This is a genomic window from Streptomyces herbicida (assembly GCF_032656585.1).
GTDB classification, from domain to species: Bacteria; Actinomycetota; Actinomycetes; order Streptomycetales; family Streptomycetaceae; genus Streptomyces; species Streptomyces herbicida.
On the sequence record NZ_JAUYWJ010000011.1, the window covers coordinates 278847 to 300462 of the forward strand.

Annotated in this window: 20 protein-coding genes, 6 tRNA genes and 1 pseudogene; 18 read left to right on the plus strand and 9 right to left on the minus strand. The window is 72.4% G+C overall.

Translation table 11 applies throughout. The features are described from left to right. The first annotated feature begins 98 nt into the window (after nucleotides 1-98). From Q8A52_RS24265 to Q8A52_RS24295, 7 genes are all read left to right on the plus strand, one after another. Entirely contained in the window at nucleotides 99-935 is an 837-nt protein-coding gene (locus Q8A52_RS24265) for a MetQ/NlpA family ABC transporter substrate-binding protein (RefSeq protein ID WP_316755109.1), read from the plus strand. 142 nt (nucleotides 936-1077) lie between these two features. Then, nucleotides 1078-1716, plus strand: a complete 639-nt coding sequence (locus tag Q8A52_RS24270) for a GNAT family N-acetyltransferase (protein ID WP_316755111.1) — start codon at nucleotides 1078-1080, stop codon at nucleotides 1714-1716. Nucleotides 1717-1838: 122 nt separating this feature from the next. Then, nucleotides 1839-3056 carry a precorrin-6y C5,15-methyltransferase (decarboxylating) subunit CbiE gene (cbiE, locus tag Q8A52_RS24275; protein WP_316755113.1) on the plus strand — a complete coding sequence of 406 codons (1218 nt, stop codon included), beginning with the start codon at nucleotides 1839-1841 and terminating at the stop codon, nucleotides 3054-3056. Nucleotides 3057-3451: 395 nt separating this feature from the next. Further along, a complete protein-coding gene (cobT, locus tag Q8A52_RS24280) occupies nucleotides 3452-7459 on the plus strand; it encodes a nicotinate-nucleotide--dimethylbenzimidazole phosphoribosyltransferase (RefSeq protein ID WP_316755115.1) in 4008 nt (1335 codons plus the stop codon). A gap of 144 nt (nucleotides 7460-7603) precedes the next feature. Beyond that, nucleotides 7604-8848, plus strand: coding sequence for a uroporphyrinogen-III C-methyltransferase (gene cobA / locus Q8A52_RS24285; protein ID WP_316755117.1), 1245 nt, complete (start codon nucleotides 7604-7606; stop codon nucleotides 8846-8848). 63 nt (nucleotides 8849-8911) lie between these two features. Further along, nucleotides 8912-9730 carry a TrmH family RNA methyltransferase gene (locus Q8A52_RS24290; protein ID WP_316755119.1) on the plus strand — a complete coding sequence of 273 codons (819 nt, stop codon included), beginning with the start codon at nucleotides 8912-8914 and terminating at the stop codon, nucleotides 9728-9730. A gap of 11 nt (nucleotides 9731-9741) precedes the next feature. Continuing rightward, complete coding sequence (locus Q8A52_RS24295) at nucleotides 9742-10173, plus strand: NUDIX domain-containing protein (protein ID WP_408649242.1); 432 nt, start codon at nucleotides 9742-9744, stop codon at nucleotides 10171-10173. A gap of 221 nt (nucleotides 10174-10394) precedes the next feature. Here Q8A52_RS24295 and Q8A52_RS24300 read toward each other — a convergent pair whose 3' ends face one another. Continuing rightward, on the minus strand, nucleotides 10395-11729 hold the full coding sequence (locus Q8A52_RS24300; protein ID WP_316755121.1) for a serine/threonine-protein kinase: 1335 nt from the start codon (nucleotides 11727-11729) through the stop codon (nucleotides 10395-10397). Between the two features lie 196 nt (nucleotides 11730-11925). Between Q8A52_RS24300 and Q8A52_RS24305 the strand changes: the two are divergent. From Q8A52_RS24305 to Q8A52_RS24320, 4 genes and pseudogenes are all read left to right on the plus strand, one after another. Further along, a pseudogene (locus Q8A52_RS24305) lies at nucleotides 11926-12226 on the plus strand (hypothetical protein). A gap of 203 nt (nucleotides 12227-12429) precedes the next feature. Further along, complete coding sequence (locus Q8A52_RS24310) at nucleotides 12430-12621, plus strand: hypothetical protein (RefSeq protein WP_316755123.1); 192 nt, start codon at nucleotides 12430-12432, stop codon at nucleotides 12619-12621. A 243-nt stretch (nucleotides 12622-12864) separates the two neighbouring features. Continuing rightward, entirely contained in the window at nucleotides 12865-13980 is a 1116-nt protein-coding gene (locus Q8A52_RS24315) for a phosphotransferase (RefSeq protein ID WP_316755125.1), read from the plus strand. Nucleotides 13981-14060: 80 nt separating this feature from the next. Further along, nucleotides 14061-14363, plus strand: coding sequence for a TFIIB-type zinc ribbon-containing protein (locus Q8A52_RS24320; RefSeq protein WP_316755127.1), 303 nt, complete (start codon nucleotides 14061-14063; stop codon nucleotides 14361-14363). 53 nt (nucleotides 14364-14416) lie between these two features. Here the strand turns inward: Q8A52_RS24320 and Q8A52_RS24325 are convergent. The 5 genes from Q8A52_RS24325 to Q8A52_RS24345 all read right to left on the minus strand — a co-directional run bounded on the left by Q8A52_RS24325 (nucleotide 14417) and on the right by Q8A52_RS24345 (nucleotide 14865). Next, nucleotides 14417-14488 (minus strand) — tRNA-Val (locus tag Q8A52_RS24325). Between the two features lie 12 nt (nucleotides 14489-14500). Beyond that, nucleotides 14501-14572: transfer RNA gene (locus Q8A52_RS24330), tRNA-Val, on the minus strand. Nucleotides 14573-14607: 35 nt separating this feature from the next. Further along, a tRNA-Val gene (locus Q8A52_RS24335) sits at nucleotides 14608-14679 on the minus strand. A 1-nt stretch (nucleotide 14680) separates the two neighbouring features. Further along, a tRNA-Cys gene (locus tag Q8A52_RS24340) sits at nucleotides 14681-14754 on the minus strand. Nucleotides 14755-14792: 38 nt separating this feature from the next. Beyond that, nucleotides 14793-14865 (minus strand) — tRNA-Gly (locus tag Q8A52_RS24345). Between the two features lie 177 nt (nucleotides 14866-15042). Here Q8A52_RS24345 and Q8A52_RS24350 point away from each other — a divergent pair. The 3 genes from Q8A52_RS24350 (at nucleotide 15043) to Q8A52_RS24360 (ending at nucleotide 17811) form a co-directional block, all read left to right on the plus strand. Next, the gene (locus Q8A52_RS24350) at nucleotides 15043-16095 is read left to right on the plus strand and encodes a chorismate-binding protein (RefSeq protein ID WP_316755129.1); all 1053 of its coding nucleotides are present in this window, start codon (nucleotides 15043-15045) and stop codon (nucleotides 16093-16095) included. Then, complete coding sequence (locus Q8A52_RS24355) at nucleotides 16092-16913, plus strand: aminotransferase class IV (RefSeq protein ID WP_316755132.1); 822 nt, start codon at nucleotides 16092-16094, stop codon at nucleotides 16911-16913. The genes Q8A52_RS24350 and Q8A52_RS24355 overlap by 4 nt, the downstream gene beginning before the upstream one ends. A 73-nt stretch (nucleotides 16914-16986) precedes the next feature. Next, entirely contained in the window at nucleotides 16987-17811 is an 825-nt protein-coding gene (locus Q8A52_RS24360; protein WP_316755133.1) for a GNAT family N-acetyltransferase, read from the plus strand. Nucleotides 17812-17813: 2 nt separating this feature from the next. Here the strand turns inward: Q8A52_RS24360 and Q8A52_RS24365 are convergent, their stop codons facing one another. After that, entirely contained in the window at nucleotides 17814-18341 is a 528-nt protein-coding gene (locus Q8A52_RS24365) for a DsbA family protein (protein WP_316755135.1), read from the minus strand. Nucleotides 18342-18565: 224 nt separating this feature from the next. Here Q8A52_RS24365 and Q8A52_RS24370 point away from each other — a divergent pair, with 224 nt between their 5' ends. Together Q8A52_RS24370 and Q8A52_RS24375 are read left to right on the plus strand one after the other, a co-directional pair. After that, nucleotides 18566-19000, plus strand: coding sequence for a hypothetical protein (locus Q8A52_RS24370; RefSeq protein ID WP_316755137.1), 435 nt, complete (start codon nucleotides 18566-18568; stop codon nucleotides 18998-19000). A 190-nt stretch (nucleotides 19001-19190) separates the two neighbouring features. Then, nucleotides 19191-19343: a hypothetical protein gene (locus Q8A52_RS24375; RefSeq protein WP_263206696.1), complete on the plus strand. Its 153-nt coding sequence runs from the start codon at nucleotides 19191-19193 to the stop codon at nucleotides 19341-19343. 83 nt (nucleotides 19344-19426) lie between these two features. On the opposite strand, the gene Q8A52_RS24380 is transcribed toward Q8A52_RS24375, so the two are convergent. Further along, nucleotides 19427-19987 (minus strand): CGNR zinc finger domain-containing protein, encoded by a 561-nt coding sequence (locus Q8A52_RS24380; RefSeq protein WP_316755140.1) that lies wholly within the window; start codon nucleotides 19985-19987, stop codon nucleotides 19427-19429. Between the two features lie 273 nt (nucleotides 19988-20260). Further along, nucleotides 20261-20674, minus strand: a complete 414-nt coding sequence (locus Q8A52_RS24385; protein ID WP_004002642.1) for an SsgA family sporulation/cell division regulator — start codon at nucleotides 20672-20674, stop codon at nucleotides 20261-20263. A 191-nt stretch (nucleotides 20675-20865) separates the two neighbouring features. On the opposite strand from Q8A52_RS24385, the gene Q8A52_RS24390 reads away from it, so the two are divergent. After that, nucleotides 20866-21318, plus strand: a complete 453-nt coding sequence (locus Q8A52_RS24390) for a TIGR02611 family protein (RefSeq protein WP_316755142.1) — start codon at nucleotides 20866-20868, stop codon at nucleotides 21316-21318. A 63-nt stretch (nucleotides 21319-21381) separates the two neighbouring features. Next, nucleotides 21382-21453: transfer RNA gene (locus Q8A52_RS24395), tRNA-Val, on the plus strand. Nucleotides 21454-21616 lie beyond the last annotated feature (163 nt).

Below are 21616 nucleotides of genomic sequence, written 5' to 3' on the forward strand. Positions count from 1 at the left end.
CCGCCTGAGCACCCCCACAGACTCCCCGTTCACCCAAGACGGGGTCTCCCCGTTGACCCAAGACGGGGTCGCACCACCCCATAGGAAAGGCACTTTTCGTGCGTAACACCGCCAAGATCACCACCGCCGTCCTCGCCGCCGGAGCCTTCGCCCTCGGGCTCACCGCCTGCGGCTCCGACAAGGACTCCGCCTCCGGCTCCGCCGACTACAGCGGCCCGCTGGTCGTCGCCGCGAGCCCCACCCCGCACGCCGAGATCCTGAACTTCGTCAAGAAGAACCTGGCGAAGAAGGCGGGCCTCGACCTGGAGGTCAAGGAGTTCAGCGACTACATCGTGCCGAACACGGCCACGGAGGACGGTTCCGTCGGGGCCAACTACTTCCAGAACCAGCCGTACCTGGACGACTTCAACAAGAAGCGCGGCACCCACATCGTGCCCGTCGTCACGGTGCACCTGGAGCCGCTCGGTCTCTACTCCCACAAGGTGAAGAGCACCGACGCCCTGAAGAGCGGTGCGACCGTCGCCGTCCCGAACGACACCGTGAACGAGGCGCGTGCCCTGAAGCTCCTGGCCACCAACGGGCTCATCACCCTCAAGGACGGCGTGGGCACCGAAGCGACCCCGCAGGACATCACCAAGAACCCGAAGAACCTCAAGTTCAAGGAGGTCGAGGCGGCCCAGACGCCGCGCTCCCTGGACGACGTGGACGCCGCTGTCGTGAACGGCAACTACGCCATCTCCTCCGGCCTCAAGCCCGCCACGGACGCCCTCGTCCTGGAGTCCGCGAAGGACAACCCGTACGGCAACTTCCTCGCCGTGAAGAAGGGCAACGAGAAGGACCCGCGGGTCAAGAAGCTCGCCAAGCTCCTGACCTCGCCCGAGGTGAAGAAGTTCATCGAGGACAAGTACCAGGGCTCGGTCATCGCGTCCTTCTGACGGGGCGTATACCGCGTATCGCCACGCACGGGGTCCACTCACTCACCCGGAGTGGGCCCCGTTGTGGGGTTGAGTGGTTTCATGCTGCATGCTGGGCAGTTGAGCAGGCCCTGAAGGTTTTCCGAAGGTTACGGAGCGGCGCATGACTAGCACCTTCCCCAACATCTCCATCAGCACGGAGCGGTTGGTGCTGCGGCCCCTCGACGAGGACGACGTGCCCGCCCTGGCCGAGATGATGAACGACGAACAGGTCGCGGCCTGGACCGACGTCCCCCAGCCGTTCACCGAGGACGGTGCCCGGCACTGGATCACCGAGTACGCGCCCGCCGAGCGCGCCGCCGGCCGGGGCCTGGACCTCGCCGTCACCGAGTTCCTCACCCAGCGCCTGGTCGGCATCGTCCAGCTGACGAAGACCAACTGGCACATCCGGTCCACCGAACTGTCGTACATCATCGCCCCTTGGGCCCGCGGTGAGGGCTATGCCTCCGAAGCCGCGCTCGCCACCGCCCAATGGCTGTTCGGCGGCCAGAAGTTGGAACGCATCGAGCTGCGCACCGCCGCCGACAACACCGCCTCCCAGCAGGTCGCCCAGAAGATCGGCTGCATCAGCGAGGGCGTCCTGCGCAACGCGTGCATAGTCCACGTCCGCACCGAGGACGGCGCGTGGGCCGATGTACGCACCGACTTCATCGTGTGGAGCCTGCTGCCCGAGGACCTGGAGGGCGCGGGCGAGCAGCTCGCCGACACCGGCGGTTTCACGTCGTTCTCGGACTGGAACTGACAGCACGGGACCCACAGGGGTACCGCCCGTCGCGCGCCCCCCGGTCCCACCAGGTACTCTCACGGAGCCTGCCTGCGAGCCCCACCCCTGACGACCTGCGCAAACCCTGGAGACTGACGACGATGGCCGACCGCGTCACGGTGATCGGCTGGGACGGTTCACCGCTGACCGCCGCGGCCCGCGGCGCCCTGGGCGCCGCCACCCTCGTCGCGGGCGCGGCCCACCATCTGGCGCTCCCCGAGGTGCCCCACGCCGCCGAACGCCTCCGCCTCGGCAGTGTCGCCCTCGCCGCCCGCCGTATCGCCGCCCACCGTGGAACGGCGGTGGTGCTCGCCGACGGCGACCCCGGCTTCTTCGGTGTCGTACGGACCCTGCGCGCGCCCGAGTTCGGCCTGGAGGTCGAGGTCGTCCCCGCCGTCTCCTCCGTGGCCGCCGCCTTCGCCCGTGCCGGAATGCCCTGGGACGACGCCCAGGTGGTCGTCGCGCACCGGCGCACCCTGCGCCGCGCGGTGAATGTGTGCCGGGCCCACACCAAGGTCGCCGTACTCACCTCACCCGGCGCCGGCCCCGCCGAACTCGGGCTGCTCCTGGAGGGGGTCCACCGCACCTTCGTCATCTGCGAGGAACTCGGCACCGAGCGCGAACAGGTCACCGTCGTCACCTCCGACAAGGCCGCCGACCACACCTGGCGCGACCCGAACGTCGTCATCGTCATCGGCGGACCGGTCGGTGCCGGCGAGGGCGGCGGCTGGATCGCCGGACGCGACCCCGGCACGGGTCCGCGCGGCTGGGTGCTGCCCGACGAGGCCTACGGCGGCGGACTCGGCGAGGGCGAGACGGAGCTGCTCCGGGCCGCCCAACTCGCCCGGCTGGGACCGCGCGTCGGCGACCTCGTCTGGGACATCGGCTGCGGCGGCGGCGCGTTCGCCACCGAGGCCGCGCGCGCCGGTGCCGCCGTGCTCGCCGTCGACCGGAACCCGGAGGCGTGCGCCCGCACCGAGGCCGCCGCGCGTCACTTCGGCGTGCAGCTCCAGATCGTGCACGGCACCGCCCCGCACGTCCTGGAGAACCTGCCCGAACCGGACGTCGTCCGCGTCGGCGGTGGGGGAGCGGCCGTGGTCTCCGCGGTCGCCGACCGCCGCCCGCAGCGCATCGTCACGCACGCCGCGACCCGCGACGCGGCCGAACTCGTCGGCCGCGATCTGACCGAGCACGGCTACCGGGTCGAGTGCGCCCTGATGCAGTCCGTCGAGCTCGAGACACGAGGCTGGACGGAGACGGAGCGGAACGTTGCGTTCCTGCTCACAGGGGAATTGCTGCGGCGCGAAGCGCCTCGCTGAGGGGTGGTGCTCGGGCGACGGGTGGGCACTGCCGGATCGCGCCCCGTGATCCTGTTGTCGTACTGCGCGCGGTAGGCTGGCCGATCGTTGTACCGCTCCAGGTGGCCCGGAACTTCGTTCGTCAATGTCCGGAAAACATGCCCGTTTTGGGGTGGGTGTGGTACGGCAGAACCGGAGGACGCGCAACGTGGCGCAGTCCACAGCGGGCTGTCGCGGATCAAGCTGTCGCGACGGTGGAACGACCGCGACAATGCCACCGAATGGCTTTGTCGCCTTTTGTGGGACGGTCGTTCGTGCCGCTGGGCACGCACGCTCGTTCTTCACTGCGGGGCGGTCGGTGCGCCGTTCCGGGTGAGCTGGTCGTAGAAGCACTAACCGATGGGCGAGGGGTACGCATGACGGACACCGGCCAGGTCCCGGGCGAGGGACTGCCGGAGAGCGCAGGCAGGGTGGAACAGCCAGGCGTTCCCGCGCACGGCATGTACACCTACCTCTCCGAGACCACCGTCGAGGACGAAGACCTGCTCATGCCGGGCGCCCAGAGCGCATGGGGCAACGAGGTGCCGCCGCCCGCCCCGGAGCCGGTCGTCGAGGCCGTGCACCAGCCGGGACCGCATGAGGCTTCCGGGCGCGACAGCGGCTCCGTCGACCTCGGCGGCGTCCGCCTGCCCGACTCGCCCGTGTCCGTCCCGCCGTCCCCGATCCTCTCGGCCCCGCACGACCAGGCCGCGACCCCGCGCCGCCCGCTGCACATGGGCCCACCGATCCCCAACGCCTCGGCCAGCCCGGTCCGCTCGCTCGCCGACCGCGGTCCTGCGGGCGCGCCCGTGAGACAGCCCGGCCCGCCGACCACCGGCCCCGAGTACCTCGACGTCCAGGCGCTGCCCGAGGTGGCCCCGCAGGGCGCGGCCCCCTGGGGCGCGGCGCAGGCCCCCGCGGCACAGGGGGGCTCTCCGGCCCCGGTCGCGGAGGCGGTGACTCCGCTTGTTGAACCGGCCGTCGGCCTACCCGGCGCGGCTCAGGCGGCCGTGGCCCGGCTCGCCACGGAGGCCGCCGTGGGCGGTACGGCGGAGCCGACGCCCGCGCCGGGCTTCGCGACCGCCGCCGCTCCGGCGGATGCGGCGGTGTCCGTCCAGGGCGCCGCACCAGAGGGTCCGCAGGCCGTGCACGGACACGACGGGATGCAGCCCGTGCACGGACACGACGGGGTGTACGGCGCACCGGCCGCGCAGGAGACCGGACCGGCTCAGGGTCCGGCGGCCGCGCCGGGCGCCGAGGGTGGCCAGGGCGCGGAGGCCGCCCAGCCTTCAGCGGGCGCGCAGGTGCCCGGCGGAACCGGCGAGCAGGAGGCCGCGGCCGCGCGGGTCGCCGGGGCTCCGGACGGTGCCCAGGGCCCCGTCGTCCCTCAAGGCGCGGAGGGCGCCGAGGCACAGGACGCGCCGGTCCTCGAGGAGCAGGCCCCGGAAGGGCCGCAGTTCCCGCAGGTCCCGCAGGGCCAGGCGCCCGGAGGCCCGCAGTTTCCGCAGGCCGAAGGCCCGCAGTTCCCGCAGGCCGAGGGGGCGCAGCTCACGGAGGCCGAGGGGGCTCGGACTCAGACGCCCGCCGCCGGTGTACCCGGTGTCCAGGTCGCCGTGCCGCCGGCTCAGGCCGTCGCCCCGGTTACCCCCGTCGCCCCCGTCGCGCCCGTCGCCGGGGCGGGACCGGCGCAGCCCGGCGTGCCCGGCCCGGCCTCCGCCGCCGAGGCCGTCCAGGCACCCGAGCCCGTCGCCGTCGTCCAGGAGACGCCGGAGGCCGAGGCGATCGTGTCCGCCCCGGACGCCGTACCGACCGCGCCCACCGGCGCCACCGTTGCGACGCCCGCCGCGGGCACCCCGGTGCCTGCGGATACCCAGCCCACGCAGCCGGACGCCGTCGCCCAGGCACTCGAGCCCGCGCACCCCGCTGCCGACGAGACGCCGCAGGCCGTCGGGCCCGTGAGCGAGCAGCCGCCTGCCGAAGAGGCGCAGCAGCCCGAGCCCGGCCAGGAGCCGCAGGCCGTCGCGGCCGACTCCGCTCGCACCGAGGAAGCCCCGGCCGTCATCGCCGTACCGCCGCAGGAGCCCGTCGGCCCGGAGGCCGACGCGGCTCAGCCGGCGGTCGAACCGGCCGCGCCGCACGCGCAGCCCCAGGCCCAGCCGTCCGGGCCCGTCGTGGCCGAGGCGCCGCAGTCCGTGCCGCCCGCGGCCGTCGCGCTGCCCGCGACCGACGAGGCCGCCACCGAGGCAGGCGCTCCCGAAGCCGCGCCGGAGGCCGACGCCCCCGCTGCCGCGGCCGTCCCCGAGCAGGTGGCCCCCGGCGACTCCCTCCCGGGTGGTGTCCCGCTGGTGGCGCACCCGGACCAGCCCCTGGGCCAGTTCGTGCCCGTCGAGGGATCGGTGCCGACCACTCCGCACCTGGCCCCGACCCCGCCGCAGCCGTTGATCCTCCCCCTCCAGGAGCCGCCCGCCGCGGCGCCGGAGGAGCCCGCGGCCATGGTCCCCGCACCCCGCGAGGCCGAACCCGCGCCCGTCCCGGCCGCGCCGGACGTGGAGCCCAGCCCCGAAGTCGTACAGCACGCGGAGGACCTGGAGACCAGGGCCGCCGACCAGGAAGAGAGCACGGCCGCAGTGGCAGAAGCACGACAGTCCACCGGCTCGGCCGCGCCCGCCTACGACGACGCCGAGCGCGAGGCCGTCCTCAAGGTCATGCGCGAGCGCCGCGACATCCGCAACGGCTTCCGCAACGACCCGATCCCGCACGAGGTGCTGCTGCGCGTCCTGGAGGCCGCCCACACCGCGCCCTCCGTCGGCCACTCGCAGCCCTGGGACTTCGTCGTCATCCGGTCCGCCGAGACCCGCCGCACGATGCACGAACTGGCCATGCGTCAGCGCGACGCGTACGCCAAGTCGCTGCCCAAGGGCCGGGCGAAGCAGTTCAAGGAACTGAAGATCGAGGCGATCCTCGACACCCCGGTGAACATCGTCGTCACCGCCGACCCGACCCGCGGCGGCCGCCACACCCTGGGCCGTCACACACAGCCGCAAATGGCGCCGTACTCGGCGGCGCTCGCGGTCGAGAACCTCTGGCTCGCCGCCCGCGCCGAGGGCCTCGGCGTCGGCTGGGTCAGCTTCTTCGACGAGCGCGAGATGGTCCGCGCCCTCGGCCTGCCCGAGCACTTGGAGGTCATCGCCTACCTGTGCGTCGGTTATGTCGACGAGTTCCCGGACGAGCCCGAGCTGATGCAGGCGGGCTGGTCGAAGCGGCGTCCGCTGTCCTGGGTCGTGCACGAGGAGACGTACGGCCGTCGCGCGCTGCCCGGCGAGGACCCGCACGACCTGCTCGCCGAGACGGTCGCCGGGATCCGCCCGCTGGACGCCAAGGCGCTCGGCGAGGCCTGGGAGCGGCAGAAGCGGATGACCAAGCCGGCCGGTGCGCTCGGCATGCTGGAGATCATCTCCGCGCAGCTGTCCGGGCTGTCCCGGCAGTGCCCGCCGCCGATCCCCGAGCCCGCGGCCGTCGCGATCTTCGCCGGCGACCACGGGGTGCACGCCCAGGGCGTCACCCCCTGGCCGCAGGAGGTCACGGGCCAGATGGTGGCCAACTTCCTCGGCGGGGGCGCGGTCTGCAACGCCTTCGCCAACCAGGTGGGCGCCGAGGTCTGCGTCGTCGACGTGGGCGTGGCCTCCGACCTGCCCGCCACGCCCGGTCTGCTGCCCCGCAAGGTCCGCGCGGGCACGTCCGACATGACGACCGGTCCCGCGATGACCCGTGAGGAGGCCAAGGCGGCCATCGAGGTGGGCATCGAGACCGCCCGCGACCTGGTGGCGGCCGGCAACAAGGCGCTGCTCACCGGCGAGATGGGCATCGCCAACACCACCGCCTCCGCGGCCCTGATCTCCGTCTTCACCGGCGCCGACCCGGCCGAGGTCACGGGTCGTGGCACCGGCATCAACGACGAGACCCTGGCCCGCAAGACCGAGGTCGTCCGCCGGGCCATCGAGCTCCACCAGCCGGACCCGGCCGACCCGATCGGCGTCCTCGCGGCGATCGGCGGCTTCGAGCACGCGGCGATCGTCGGCCTGCTCCTCGGCGGCGCCTCGCTGCGTACGCCGGTGATCCTGGACGGCGTCAGCGCCGGAGCCGCCGCCCTGGTGGCCCGCGCCATCGCCCCCGAGGTCCTCGCGGCCTGCATCGCGGGCCACCGCAGCGCCGAGCCCGGCCATGTGGCCGCCCTCAACAAGCTGGGCCTGCGCCCGCTGGTCGACCTCGACCTGCGCCTCGGCGAGGGCACGGGCGCACTGCTCGCCCTGCCGCTGGTACAGAGCACGGCACGGGCGATGCACGAGGTGGCCACGTTCGATTCGGCCGGCGTGACCGAGAAGTAGGCGGCACGGCGGCGGTGGTCCGGTGTTCAGTCATCGGACCACCGAGCCGCATGTCCCGCCCGCACCTTAAAATCCGCACGTCAGGGCCGCTCCGAAGTCGCAGCGCGCCCACCGCACCGCTGCCTTTACGAGGAGCCGCCCCTCATGGCCGAACACCCCGCCTACCCCGTAGGCCTCCGCCTCTCCGGCCGCCGAGTGGTCGTCCTCGGTGGCGGCCAGGTCGCCCAGCGCCGCCTGCCCGCACTGATCGCAGCGGGCGCTGACATCGTCCTCGTGTCCCCCGAGGCGACGCCCTCGGTGGAGGCGATGGCGGACGCGGGCGAGATCGTCTGGGAGCGGCGCCCGTACGCGGACGGCGACTTGGCCGATGCCTGGTACGCCCTGATCGCCACCAGCGACGCGGAGGCGAACACCGCGGCCTCCGCCGAAGCGGAGCGTCACCGTGTCTGGTGCGTCCGTTCCGACGACGCCGACGCGGCCACCGCCTGGACCCCGGCGACCGGTCACAGCGAGGGCGTCACGGTCGCCGTGCTCACCACGGACGCGCGCGGTCGCGACCCCCGCCACACCGCCGCCATCCGCGACGCGGTCGTGGAGGGCCTGCGCGACGGCACCCTCGTCGCCCCGCACCACCGCACCCGTACGCCCGGAGTGGCGCTGGTCGGCGGCGGCCCGGGCGACCCCGACCTGATCACGGTCCGTGGCCGCCGTCTCCTCGCCGAGGCCGACGTCGTCATCGCCGACCGCCTCGGCCCGCGCGACCTGCTCGCCGAACTGCCGCCGCACGTCGAGGTGATCGACGCGGCGAAGATCCCCTACGGCCGCTACATGGCCCAGGAGGCCATCAACAACGCGCTCATCGAGCACGCCCGGCAGGGCAAGTCCGTCGTACGCCTCAAGGGCGGCGACCCCTTCGTCTTCGGCCGGGGCATGGAGGAGGTCCAGGCTCTCGCGGAGGCCGGCATCCCCTGCACGGTCGTCCCGGGCATCTCCAGCTCGATCTCGGTGCCGGGCGCGGCCGGCATCCCCGTCACCCACCGGGGCGTCGCCCATGAGTTCACTGTGGTCAGCGGTCATGTCGCGCCCGACGACGAGCGCTCCCTGGTCGACTGGCCGTCGCTCGCCAAGCTCACCGGCACACTGGTGATCCTGATGGGCGTCGACAAGATCGGGAAGATCGCCGAGACGCTGGTCGCCCACGGCAAGTCCGCCGACACCCCGGTCGCGCTGGTCCAGGAGGGCACGACCGCCGCCCAGCGCCGTGTCGACGCGACCCTGGCGACCGTCGCCGAGAGCGTACGCGCCGAGGACGTGAAGCCGCCGGCGGTCATCGTCATCGGCGCGGTCGTCGGCGTGGGCCCGCAGACCGTCCCGGCACCGCCCGCGTAACCGCGGGTAACCTGTCCCGTCAGAGCCGTTGGCACCACACCCAGGACAAGGCAGTATCACCCTGTGGCCGATCTCATCACCGTTGAGGATCCCGACGACCCGCGCCTGCGCGACTACACGGGCCTGACCGACGTCGAGCTGCGCCGCAAGCGAGAACCGGCCGAGGGCCTGTTCATCGCGGAGGGCGAGAAGGTCATCCGCCGCGCCAAGGACGCCGGTTTCGAGATGCGCTCCATGCTGCTCTCCGCCAAATGGGTCGACGTCATGCGCGACGTCATCGACGAGCTCCCGGCGCCCGTGTACGCGGTCAGCCCGGAGCTCGCAGAGAAGGTCACCGGCTACCACGTGCACCGTGGCGCCCTCGCCTCGATGCAGCGCAAGCCGCTGCCGACGGCGGCCGAACTGCTCCGCTCCGCCCGCCGGGTGGTCGTCATGGAGTCCGTCAACGACCACACCAACATCGGCGCGATCTTCCGCTCGGCGGCCGCCCTCGGCATGGACGCGGTCCTGCTCTCCCCGGACTGCGCGGACCCGCTCTACCGCCGCAGCGTGAAGGTCTCCATGGGCGCGGTCTTCTCCGTGCCCTATGCCCGCCTGGACACTTGGCCCAAGGGGCTGGAGTCCGTCCGCGAGGCCGGGTTCTCGCTGCTCGCGCTCACCCCGGACGAGAAGGCGAAGAGCCTCGACGAGGCCGCCCCGCACCGGATGGACCGGGTGGCGCTGATGCTCGGCGCGGAGGGCGACGGCCTGTCCACCCAGGCGCTGGTCGCCGCCGACGAATGGGTACGCATCCCGATGTCCCACGGCGTCGACTCCCTCAACGTGGGCGCTGCGGCCGCGGTCGCCTTCTACGCGGTGGCCACCGGCCGCCCCGTGGCCTAGGGGGGTGTCGTTTGGATCATCCCGGCCTCGCGGGGTCCGGCATGCGGGACGCGATCGTCGCGGTCCTCCCGCGCGGTGACCGGGTGCTGGTCATCCGCCGCGGCCCGGCCGCCGAGCGCTCCGGCTACTGGGCGCCCCTCAGCGGCAGGCTCGAACCGGGCGAGACACAGGCGGAGGCGCTCGTGCGCGAGGTCCGCGAGGAGGTCGGCCTCGAGGTGACCGCGGGGGAGAAGGTCTGGGAGTCGGTGACCGACGACGGCACCTTCCGCCTCCACTGGTGGACCGCGGACCCCGGCACCGCCGACCCGGTCCCCGACCCCGGCGAGGTCGCCGACCTGCGCTGGGTGACAGCGGAGGAGTACCTGCACCTGGACCCCGTCTTCGACGGTGACCGCGAGTTCTTCGAACGGATCCTGCCGCAACTCCGGCGCACCGCTCCCTGAGCAGGGGTTGCCCGCGTGATGCATGGCGGGCGTGAGGACGCGGGCGGCCGCGGACAGGTCCAGGGCCGGGGGTGACGCCTGCCGACCGTCCGGCCGAGCTCCGAGTGGGCGGCCCGGCGACGCGGCTGCCCGCATCCCGGTCCAGGTGGTCGTCCGCACAGCTGCCCCGTGCCGGCCCTGGTCCGGCGGGTCGGGGCACAGGCCCAGGGCGCACAGCCTTCTCAGGCCGCCCTGACCTCCGGCGGTGGCGCATGCACGTGCGCGTGCCGCGGCGACACGGTTCCCCCCACACCGCCGAGCCCCCGCGACGGTCCCTGACAGCCCTGGGCCGTCGCGATGCCGAGGGCGACCAGCAGGGTCACCACGACGAACACGAACAGCCGCTGCCGCAGCAGCCGCGGATTGGCCGGCCGTCGTCCGGTCCCGGTGGCGCGCGGTCCCGGGCGGCCGGTGCCGCTGCGGGGGGCGGGTCGGCTGCCGCTGCCGGACCGTGTCGTATTGCGGGCCGCCGGGGTCGGCCGGGATCCGCCCCGCGACTGGGCACCGCCGCCGCGCGAGGGGGTGCCGCCCCGTGCGGGGGTGCCGCCGCGCGGTGCGGGGGTCGAGCTCGGGGACGGCTGCGGACGTCGTAGTGTGCGCTGCTGCTCCGGGTGGTTGTCGGTGAGCCGACCGGTGGGCCGGTCGACCTCGCCGGGCCGAGGCGTGGGCGGCCGTACGTCGGACAGGCCCTGGGCCTCGCGGGCCGCGATCTCCTTGAGCCTGAGGGAGAGTTGGAGCGTGCTGGGCCGCTCCTCGGGATCCTTCGCCAGACATGCCCGTACCAGCGGGGCGAGCGCGTCCGGTACGCCGTGCAGGTGCGGCTCCTCGTGCACCACGCGGTACAGCATCACCTCGGAACTGCCGTGCCCGAAGGGCGAGTCACCGGTCGAGGCGTATGCGAGGGTCGCGCCCAGCGAGAACACGTCCGTGGCGGGAGTGACCGCAGCACCGCGCACCTGCTCGGGCGCGAGGAACCCGGGAGAGCCCACCGCCGTGCCGACGTGCGTGAGCGTCGAGGCCCCCGTCGCCCAGGCGATGCCGAAGTCGATGATCCGCGGCCCCTTCGGGGACAGCAGGATGTTGGACGGCTTCAGGTCCCGGTGCACGACCCCGGCCTCGTGCACCGCGACGAGTCCCTCGGACAGGGCGGCACCGATCGCGGCTGCCTCCGCCGCACCGAGTGCTCCCTCGTCGGCGACCTTGTCGTGCAGGGACGGGCCGGGCACGTACTGTGTGGCGAACCACGGCCGGTCCGCGTCGAGATCCGCCGCGACGAGCCGCGCCGTACACCCACCCCTGATCCGCCGTGCCGCCGAGACCTCACGGGCGAAGCGCGACCGGAACTCCTGATCCTCCGCCAGATCAGGCCGGATGACCTTCAGGGCGACCCGCTGCCCCTTCTTGTCGGAACCCAGGTAGACAACGCCCATCCCGCCCGCGCCCAGCCGTCTGTGAAGCCTGAACGAGCCGACGACGCGCGGGTCCTCGCGCCTCAGGCGCATCATCGCCATGTTCATCCCCGCTGCCCGGTCCGTGTGACGTGGCACAGCTTACGTTTCCGCGGCCGCCTGCGCGCAGAGGCCGCGCCCTCTCGGCCCCAAGGATTGTCAGTGCCGGGTGGGAGACTTGAAGGGTGGTCAGGAAGCCCGCGATCGGGGCGGGCTTGACCTTGCTGTGACCTCAACCACCTGTCGCAGAACGGGGATTGAACCCGTGAAGGGTGACCGCGTGGAGATAGTCGTGGATGCCGGCGACACGACGCGCACCTACGAAGTGGCGGCGAGCAGAGCGGGCCGGCGGGTGGAGACGGCGGTACGCCGAGGTGTCATGGAAGTGAGCGAAGTCACGCTGGGGGTCCCCCCACGCCCTTCAGGCAGTGGGGGAGGCTCCGTCGTCCGTACGGCCCGCTTCATGGCGAACCGGGTCCTGGCCCTCGTGGCGCAGCCGGTGCCCCCGCGAGGACAGCTCGGAAAAGCCCGGACACACCGGGCGACCCCTCAGGGAAGACCCCTAGACCTAGGACCTCGTCTCCACCCAGGGGAGTACTCCGCAGGTCATGGCTCATCCTCCGGGAGGCCCGCGATTCGGTACGAAGGCATGACGCCCGGTGGGCGCCACGAGCCTAGATTTGAGGTCAAGCGGCGGGTGCAGCACTCGTCCCCCGAGGTCAGACACCCGCCGCTGCCAATGACAACCGAGACGGTCAGGAGAGGGACCATGGCCTTGACGGCACCGCGGACACTGATCCGCACGCACGGGCGCCCAGCGCCCCGCCGCACGGGCCGCCGCCACCCCCTGGTGGCGACGATCATGGCCCTTCCCCTGGCGGCCCTGCTCCTCCTCGTCTTCGACGGCTGGGAGACAGTGGCCACACAGGCGTCGTCCGTGGGCGTGATGCTGGGGCGCTGAGCGGCGACCCCAGGCCCGGAAGAGCGGTCCGGGCGGGGACATCCACCCATGAAACCCCGTGGGGACGGGGGTGCGGCGGACGGCACAAATGCCGGCGCAGCTGGGGAGCTGCGCCGGCATTGCTTTTGCGCGCCCGAGCCGGCGTCGAGCTCCTTCGAGGGGACGGCGCCGGCTCGGGCACGGCACGGCGCTCCGCAGCCGCGTACGCTCGCCGGACACAGCCGCACGCATTCAGGGAACCCCGTGACCGCAGACGTACTGCCGCAGCTGACCGCGAAGGCCACAGCCGCGGCCCACCCCGGCGGAGCCCCCTGTGCCTGCGGCGCGACCGTCACCCTCGCCGACCGTCCCGACGCCACCGTCGTCCGCCATGCCGACACCGTCGTGAAGGCCCACGCCCCGCGCACCGACCCCGCCGAGCTGGCCCTCCGGCTCACCGTGGCCGCCCGCCACCCGGACATCCTCCTTCCCCCGCTGACCCCGGCCCCCGTCGCCCTGCACGACCGCCTCGTGACCTTCTGGCCGTACGGCACCCCCGTGAACCCGGACGACCCGGACGCGGCCCCCTGGGAGGCCGCGGCCACCTTGCTCGCCCGCCTCCATCGCATCCCGGCCACCGACTTCGCCCCTGTTGAGCGAACTTCCGCCACCGGAGGTTCCGCCACCGGAACTTCCGGCACCCGGTGCGACCTTCCCACCGAGCCCCCCGCCGTCCCTGCCCCTCGGAGCCCGGTGGCGGCGACCCTCGCGGGCAGCGCCACCGCCACCAGTACCGCCACCGCCCTGCCCCTGCCTCCCATGCGCGGCCCCGCAAAGGCCGCGCGCGCGATCGGCCGCCTCCGGGCGGCCCTCGTCGCGGCACCGGCCCCCCACCCCGCCGTACCCCCGATACTGCGGGCCTGGGCGGCGCTCCCGGCCTGGGCCCGTGCCGAGGCCGCCATGCCCGGCACCCCGGCCCTTTGCCATGGCGACCTGCACCTCGGCCAGCTGGTACGGCACCCGTCCCCGGACGGTCCCTGGCGGCTCATCGACGTCGACGACCTCGGCGTGGGAGTCCCGGCCTGGGATCTCGCGCGGCCCGCCGCCTGGTACGCCTGCGGACTCCTCCCGCCCGACGAGTGGACCCGCTTCCTGACCGCCTACCGTGCGGCCGGCGGCCCGGCCGTGCCCACGGACGGCGACCCCTGGCCGGCCCTGGACGTTCCGGCCCGTGCCCTCACCGCACAGACCGCCGCCCTATTTGTCACGAAAGCGCTCGCGGCCGGCCGCCCCCTGGACGAGGTGGAGCAGTCCCTGGTCGACGCCTGTGACCGAATGGGTTCCGTACCGCCCGAGTTGTCGCACGGGTTCACGAAGTAGGGTGCAACCGACCGGGGCCGGACTGAGTCTGTCCTGGGGAAACACGAAGCAGGACCTACCGGCGAGGAGTTGAGCCGACCATGCAGTGTCCGAAGTGTCATGCGCCGATGCACACCTACAACCGCAACGGCGTCCAGATCGAGCAGTGCAGCGGCTGTCGCGGCATCTTTCTCGACTACGGCGAGCTCGAGGCGCTGACTCGCCTGGAGTCCCAGTGGTCGCAGCCCGCCCCGCCGCCCCCGGCCGCCCCGCAGGCGTACCCGGCCACCCCGGCCGCCCCGGCCTGGGGCGCCCCGCACGGTGGTCACCACGGTGGCCACTACGGCGGTCACGGCGGCCACCACCGCCACAAGAGCTTCGGCCACATGCTGTTCTCCAGCTGAGCCACGCACGACGGAGCCCCCGGCCGTACGAGACGGCCGGGGGCTCCGGTGTGTGGACGATACTGGGATTGAACCAGTGACCTCTTCCGTGTCAGGGAAGCGCTCTCCCGCTGAGCTAATCGTCCGGGAGTACTGCGTGCGCGATACTGGGATTGAACCAGTGACCTCTTCCGTGTCAGGGAAGCGCTCTCCCGCTGAGCTAATCGCGCGGGGATCCTTGCGGATCAAGATCCTTGCGGATCAGTGGACGATACTGGGATTGAACCAGTGACCTCTTCCGTGTCAGGGAAGCGCTCTCCCGCTGAGCTAATCGTCCTTGGAGGTGGAGACGGGATTTGAACCCGTGTAGACGGCTTTGCAGGCCGTTGCCTCGCCTCTCGGCCACTCCACCAGGAGTGTAGGGGATCGGGAAGACCCCTGGTTCCTTCGAGCGGACGACGAGGCTCGAACTCGCGACCTCAACCTTGGCAAGGTTGCGCTCTACCAACTGAGCTACGTCCGCTTGTCGTTTCGGTCCGCTTCCGCGTCCCGGCGACGTGTTGAACTCTAGCGGATTCCCCGGCCAGCACAAAAACGCGTTTGCGCAGCGTGCTGCGTTGCACCCGCCGAAGGACGTGGTCAGGGCACCAGCGGGACATGCCCGGGCCACCCTCACGACACCCGCCATAGACTCGACCCCGTGCTCGACCTTGCTCCTCTTGCCCGCTTCGGCGACCGCGTCGCCACCGGCCTCCTCGACGTCACCAGTGATCCCGCGGCCCTGGACTCCTCCGGTTTCTGGGCGGTCTGCGCGGACTTCGAGGGGCGGCTGACCTGTGCCCGCTTCGCGGACGTACGGGAGGAGCCGGTGCCCGCCCCGGTGCCGGGCCGGTGGCGGGGCCCGGCCACCGGCGACTGGACGTCGTCCCTCGACCGCGCGGCGTACATCGCGGCCGTGCACCGGATACGCGAGTACATCGCGGCCGGCGAGGTCTACCAGGCCAACCTCTGCCGTGTGCTCTCGGCACCGGTCGCCCCGGACGCCGACGTGGACGCCCTGACCGCACTGCTGGCCCGCGGCAACCCGGCGCCGTACGCGGGAACGATTCGGCTGCCCGGGGACGGGGTGGAGATCGCCACCGCCTCGCCCGAGCTCTTCCTGCGCCGTGACGGACTGATCGTCGAGTCCGGGCCGATCAAGGGCACCGGGCGTACCGAGGCGGATCTCCTGGAGAAGGACTACGCCGAGAACGTGATGATCGTGGACCTGGTCCGCAACGACATCGGGCGGGTCTGCGCCACCGGCAGCGTGACCGTCCCCGACCTGTGCGCCGTGGAGAAGCACCCCGGCCTGGTCCACCTCGTGTCCACGGTCCGCGGCGAGCTCCGTGACGGCGCGGGCTGGCCCGGACTGCTCGCCGCCGCCTTCCCGCCCGGCTCCGTCACCGGCGCGCCCAAGTCGAGCGCCCTGCGGATCATCGACGCCCTGGAGACGGCGCCCCGCGGCCCGTACTGCGGCGGCATCGGCTGGGTGGACGCCGACCGGGGCACCGGCGAGCTGGCCGTCGGCATCCGCACCTTCTGGATCGACCGGTCCGCCCGGGGCGCGGCGACACTGCGCTTCGGCACCGGCGCCGGCATCACCTGGGGATCCGACCCCGAGGGGGAGTGGCGGGAGACCGAGCTGAAGGCGTCCCGGCTGCTCGCGGTAGCGTCGGGTACGTACGACGAGAGTGGAAGGGGTCTCGGGTGAAGATCTGGCTGGACGGCGGGCTGCAGGACATCGAATCCGCCCGCGTCTCCGTCTTCGACCACGGGCTGACCGTGGGCGACGGCATCTTCGAGACGGTGAAGGCGACCGACGGGAAGCTGTTCGCGCTCACCCGCCATCTGGACCGGCTGACCCGCTCGGCCCGGGGACTGGGGCTGCCCGACCCCGACCACGACGAGGTGCGCCGCGCCTGCGCCGCCGTCCTGGAGGCCAACCCGATGCCGCTGGGCCGGCTGCGCATCACCTACACCGGCGGTCACGGCCCCCTCGGCTCCGACCGCGGAGAGCACGGCCCGACCCTGGTGGTCGCCCTCGGCGAGACCGGCCGCCGCGCCGACTCCACCGCCGTGATCACCGTCCCCTGGACCCGCAACGAGCGGGGCGCGCTGACCGGCCTGAAGACGACCTCGTACGCCGAGAACGTCGTCGCCCTCGCCCGGGCCGGCCAACAGGGCGCTTCCGAGGCGCTGTTCGCCAACACGGTCGGGCAGCTCTGCGAGGGCACGGGCTCGAACGTCTTCGTCGTCCTCGACGGCGAGATCCACACCCCGCCGATCGCCTCCGGCTGCCTTCCCGGCATCACCCGCGCGCTGACCGTCGAGTGGACCGGCGCGAAGGAGACCGACCTGCCGCTGGACGTCCTGGAGCGCGCCGACGAGGTCTTCCTCACGTCCACCCTGCGCGACGTCCAGGCCGTGCACCGCGTCGACGCCCGCGAACTGCCCGGCGCGCCGGGCCCGGTGACCGCCAAGGCGATGCGGATCTTCGACGAGCGGTCCGGGGACGACCTCGATCCCTGAGCGGCCCTGACGCTCCCGCAAGGCCCCGGATATTGGGCTGCTCCGGGACCCGGGAACGGGTAGAACACCCGTGATGACCACTACCCTGCGGCCGACCGAGCCGCTTCAGCGCGCCGCCGACGGGGTGCTGTCGCGCCACTTCCAGGTGTGCGTGAACGGCCGTCCCGTCGGTGTGGTGCACCTCTCCACGCACCCCGTCTTCGGGCCGTCCGTCGCCCGGATCGACGATCTGCGCATCGAGGAGCCCGACCGCGGACGCGGCCGGGGCGCGGTGGCCGCGCTCGCCGCCGAGGAGGTGGTGCGTGGCTGGGGCTGCAAGCGTGTCGAGGTATCGGTGCCCGCCGAGGCCGAGGGCGCGCTGCGGCTCGCCACGGCGCTCGGCTACGTCCACCGCAATCGCGGCATGCAGAAGGCGCTCGGCGACACACCGCCCGGACTGCCCGCGGGCAGCCGGGGCAGACCCATGACCGAGGCCGAGTACGGGCCTTGGCTCGCGCGCAAGCTCGCGGAGTATGCGCAGGACTGGATCGACCGCGGTGTACCCGAGGCCGAGGCGCGGGCCAAGTCGGAACACGACCACGCGCAGCTGCTGCCCCAGGGCCTTGCGACCGAGAACATGCTGGTGAGCGTGCTGGAGCAGGAGGGAGTCAGGGTCGGGACCCTGTGGGTGTCGCTCGCCGGGGACTCGGCGTACGTCTACGACGTCGAGGCTGACGAGCACGCCCGCGGCCGAGGCCACGGACGCTCGCTGATGCTGCTGGCCGAGGCCCGGGCGATCGCCGCCGGAAAGCGCGTCCTGGGCCTCAATGTCTTCGCCGGCAACACACCGGCCGAGCGGCTGTACGAGTCGCTGGGATACGTGCCGACGTCGTACTCGATGTACAAGAACCTGCTCTGAGGTCAGTCCTGCTCGGCCAGCAGCCGGTCCGCGATCTCCTCGACGCGCTCGCGCAGCCCCTCCTGGCTCTTGCCGCCGTCGAGGCGCTCGCCGCCGATGACATAGGTCGGGGTGCCCGTCACGCCGATCGCCTTGCCCTCGGCCTGGTCGGCGTCGACGATCAGGATGTGCCGCCCGTCGATCAGCGCGGTGTCGAACTCCTCGGCGTCCAGACCGAGTTCGCCGGCCACCTCGACCAGGAAGGGTTCTCCCTTGCGGTCCAGTTCCTCGACCCGGCCGAGCACGGCCTCCACGTACTCCCAGGACTTCCCCTGCTCCAGAGCCTCCTCGGCGGCCTGCGCGGCGGCGAAGGCGTGCTTGTGCTTCTCCAGCGGGAAGTGCCGCAGCCGCAGCTCCAGCCGGTCGCCGTAGCGGGCGCGCAGGGCGTGCAGGTCGTCCAGGGCGCTGCGGCAGTCCGGGCACTGGAGTTCGCACCACACGTCGAGTACGGGAACGGGGGTGCCGGTGGGTGCGGGGGAGGAGTCGCTCATGGGCACCAGTCTCCCAGGCGAGCCTCCGGGGGCCGAATCGGGACCGTACGACGGCGACCGGCACCTGGGGAGGACGCGACCCGGAGATGTCCCTGATGTCGGACCCGACCATGGCATCGCGGGTACCGGGCGGTGCAGGATGGAAGGGACGAAGCGCACCGTGCTCTTCCGCGAGCGCGCCTTGCTCTTCGGTCCCGCCCGACCGAGCCCGCCAGGAGGACCGGATGATTGCCGAGACCGTCTGTTCCGCCGTGTCCGCGGCCGGCCTGGGCATCGCGGTGGTCACCGCCTACCGCAAGCGGTTCCTGGCGGCTGCCCGGATCGCGGCCTACTCGCTCATCCCCGTCGGCCTGGTGATGACCGGTGTCGTCGGCTGGCTGGCCGACACCGCGTTCAGCCCCACGGCCTGGGCGGGCTTCGGCCTGCTGGGCGGGGCCTGGGCCCTGCTCGCGACCACACGCGCCGTCGAACGCCGGCGTGGGAGCACCCGTGCGGAGCGCAAGGCCGCTCGCGGTGGCCGGAGCGAGACGGCGGTGGCCCCGACGGCCTCCGCGCCCTCCCTCGGTCCGGCGACCCGGCCGACGGCCGCGCCCCGGGCCACCGGCTCCGCGGACGACTTCAGCGACATCGAGGCCATCCTCAAGAAGCACGGCATATGACGGTTCAGGAAGCACCGCATATGCCGGTCGCGTGATGCACTGAAACGACACAGTGCGTCGAGACCGTGCCCGGAAGTGATCATGGCTGGACCGGAACCGGACCGGAGATCACGGAATTCGGCGAACTCCCGCATTTAACGGGCGTGTTGATCGCGCGGGAGGCGTCCCCTGGGCCATCATCGCCCGCGAGATGCTGGACACGACACAGAGCGATGCCGCGCCGCCGAAGGACGAGCCGCGTGGATGCCTCTTCGCCCTTTCCCAGCCACCGCTGATGATCTTCCTAGCGGTGATCGGGTGTCTGCTCCTCATGGCCGCGCTGCACGACCTGCTGTGGCTTTGAGCCGTACACGCCCCTCCCGGCGCCACCCGCCGGGACGGGCGTCGGCACCGAGGTGTCCCGTATCGAGAAGACAGGCCGGGCGATCAGCCCGCCGCCTCCTTGCGTCGCGCCCGGTACGCGGCCACGTGCAGCCGGTTCCCGCAGGTGCGGCTGTCGCAGTAGCGGCGCGAGCGGTTCCGGGAGAGATCGACGAAGGCGCGCCGGCAGTCGGGGGCCTCGCAGCGCCGCAGCCGCTCCTGCTCCCCGGCGACCACGAAGAAGGCCAGTGCCATTCCGCAGTCGGCCGCGAGGTGGTCGGCCACGGAGGCTCCGGGGGCGAAGTAGTGCACGTGCCAGTCGTAGCCGTCGTGGTCCGTCAGCCGGGGCGTTGTGCCCGCGGCGGCGACCAGTTCGTTGATCAGGCCGGCCGCGGACCTGGCGTCCGGGGCCGCGAAGATCCCCGCGAACCGTCCGCGGATCTTGCGCACCGCCGACAGATCGAACTCGGACAGGATCCCGACATCACTTATTTTGTGCGTTCGTACGAAATGTTCGAGGGCTGCGACATCCGGCAGTCCGTCCGCCGTCGTGTCGTCCTCCGGCACGGTGTTCACCAGATCCACCACGGTGTCGAGGGCGCACCGGGTGTCGTGGGTGATCAGCACGTTTCGCTCCCTGGCCTGGGGGGTCGGGCGGGCGCCCGCCGATGCTGGCCGATGGTAGTGGCTGGCTGTCGGTAGAACGTTCCCGTGGCCGAAGGGGTTCCCAGGAGCACGCTCCGTGACCGCGGGCGCCGGACGCCGGACGCCCGCGCACACCGGCGCCGCCCCCGCGGAAACCCACGGTGACGGCGCCGGTGCGCATCCCGTATGCGATTGTCTTGGGCCCGAGCCGTCTCCCCGAGTGGACGGCGCCGGGCGGCTTCGAGTGGCCGCGACCTAGCTTTCCGCCAGGATGTGCGAGAGCTCCTGATCCAGATCGAAGTGCCGGTGTTCCGTGCCGGGGGGCACGGCGGCATCCGTCCGCTTCAGGAAGGACTCCAGGGCCCGCGCAGGGGCCTCGAGCAGGGCTTCCCCTTCCGGGGAGCTCAGGGCGATGCACACGACGCCCTGACCATGGCTGCGGGACGGCCAGACGCGGACGTCGCCGGTGCCTGTGGGCCGGTGCAGACCCTCTGCGAGGAGGTCGCGGGCGAACACCCACTCGACGGTCTCCTCGGCTCCGGTGTGGAAGGTGGCGTGCACGGCGTAGGGGTCGGCCGTGTCGTACCGCAGGCCTGCGGGGACAGGCAGGGAGGACTCGCTCGACACAACGAGGCGCAGGTGCAGCTCGCAGCTGACCGTGGTGTTCATAAGCGCCAGGGCCTTTCGCTCAGTGTGCGCTCGGGGATTCGCACGTCGGCGAAATCGACATGCCACCTACGGTGCCGTTGTAAACCCCTCTGAGTGTTTTGCGTGTCTTTACGTAACTCTTCCGGCCGAGAACCAGTACGCGAGGTACGACCATTCCGGTGACCGGTTTCACTCGGGTAGGGTTTGGCCGTATGGATACGGGGAGTAACGACTCGAGCGACGTCGCGGTGGCGTCCGGCGAGGCGGAGGCAGACGGGGTGCACCTCGAGCGCGGGCTCGGATCCAAGGCGCCGGAGTTCATCAAGGCGCGGCGCGCCCTGCACGTGAGCTGGCAGGTCGGAGTCTTCGTCGTCGGTCTGGCGGTCGTGGTCGCCGGCATCATCATGCTGCCGCTGCCCGGACCCGGCTGGGTGGTGATCTTCGGCGGATTGGCGATCTGGGCCACCGAGTTCGTCTGGGCCCAGCTGGTGCTCCGCTGGACCAAGCGCAAGGTCACCGAGGCGGCACAGAAGGCGCTGGACCCGAAGGTCCGTCGGCGCAACATCACCCTCACGGTGATCGGCGTGGTGGGCGTGGCCGTCCTCGTCGGGATCTACGTCTGGAAGTTCGGCGTCGTGATGCCCTGGAAGATCAAGGACCAGTGATCCGCACCGGTCGGCGCTGGTCGGAGGCACCCCCTGACATGGGGTAATGTTCTTCCTGCGCCCGGGCGATTAGCTCAGTGGGAGAGCGCTTCGTTCACACCGAAGAGGTCACTGGTTCGAACCCAGTATCGCCCACCCGGAACCGACGGCCCGCCTGCATCACTGCAGGCGGGCCGTCGTTCGTCCTGGGCCGGCTCGCCTCCGGCGGAACTGCTCTCCGTCCGCTCCGCGGGTAGCGACTGGGGCATGGACGATCCGGGCCGGCTGCGAGCGTCGAACTGCCGGGTCCAGCGGCTCC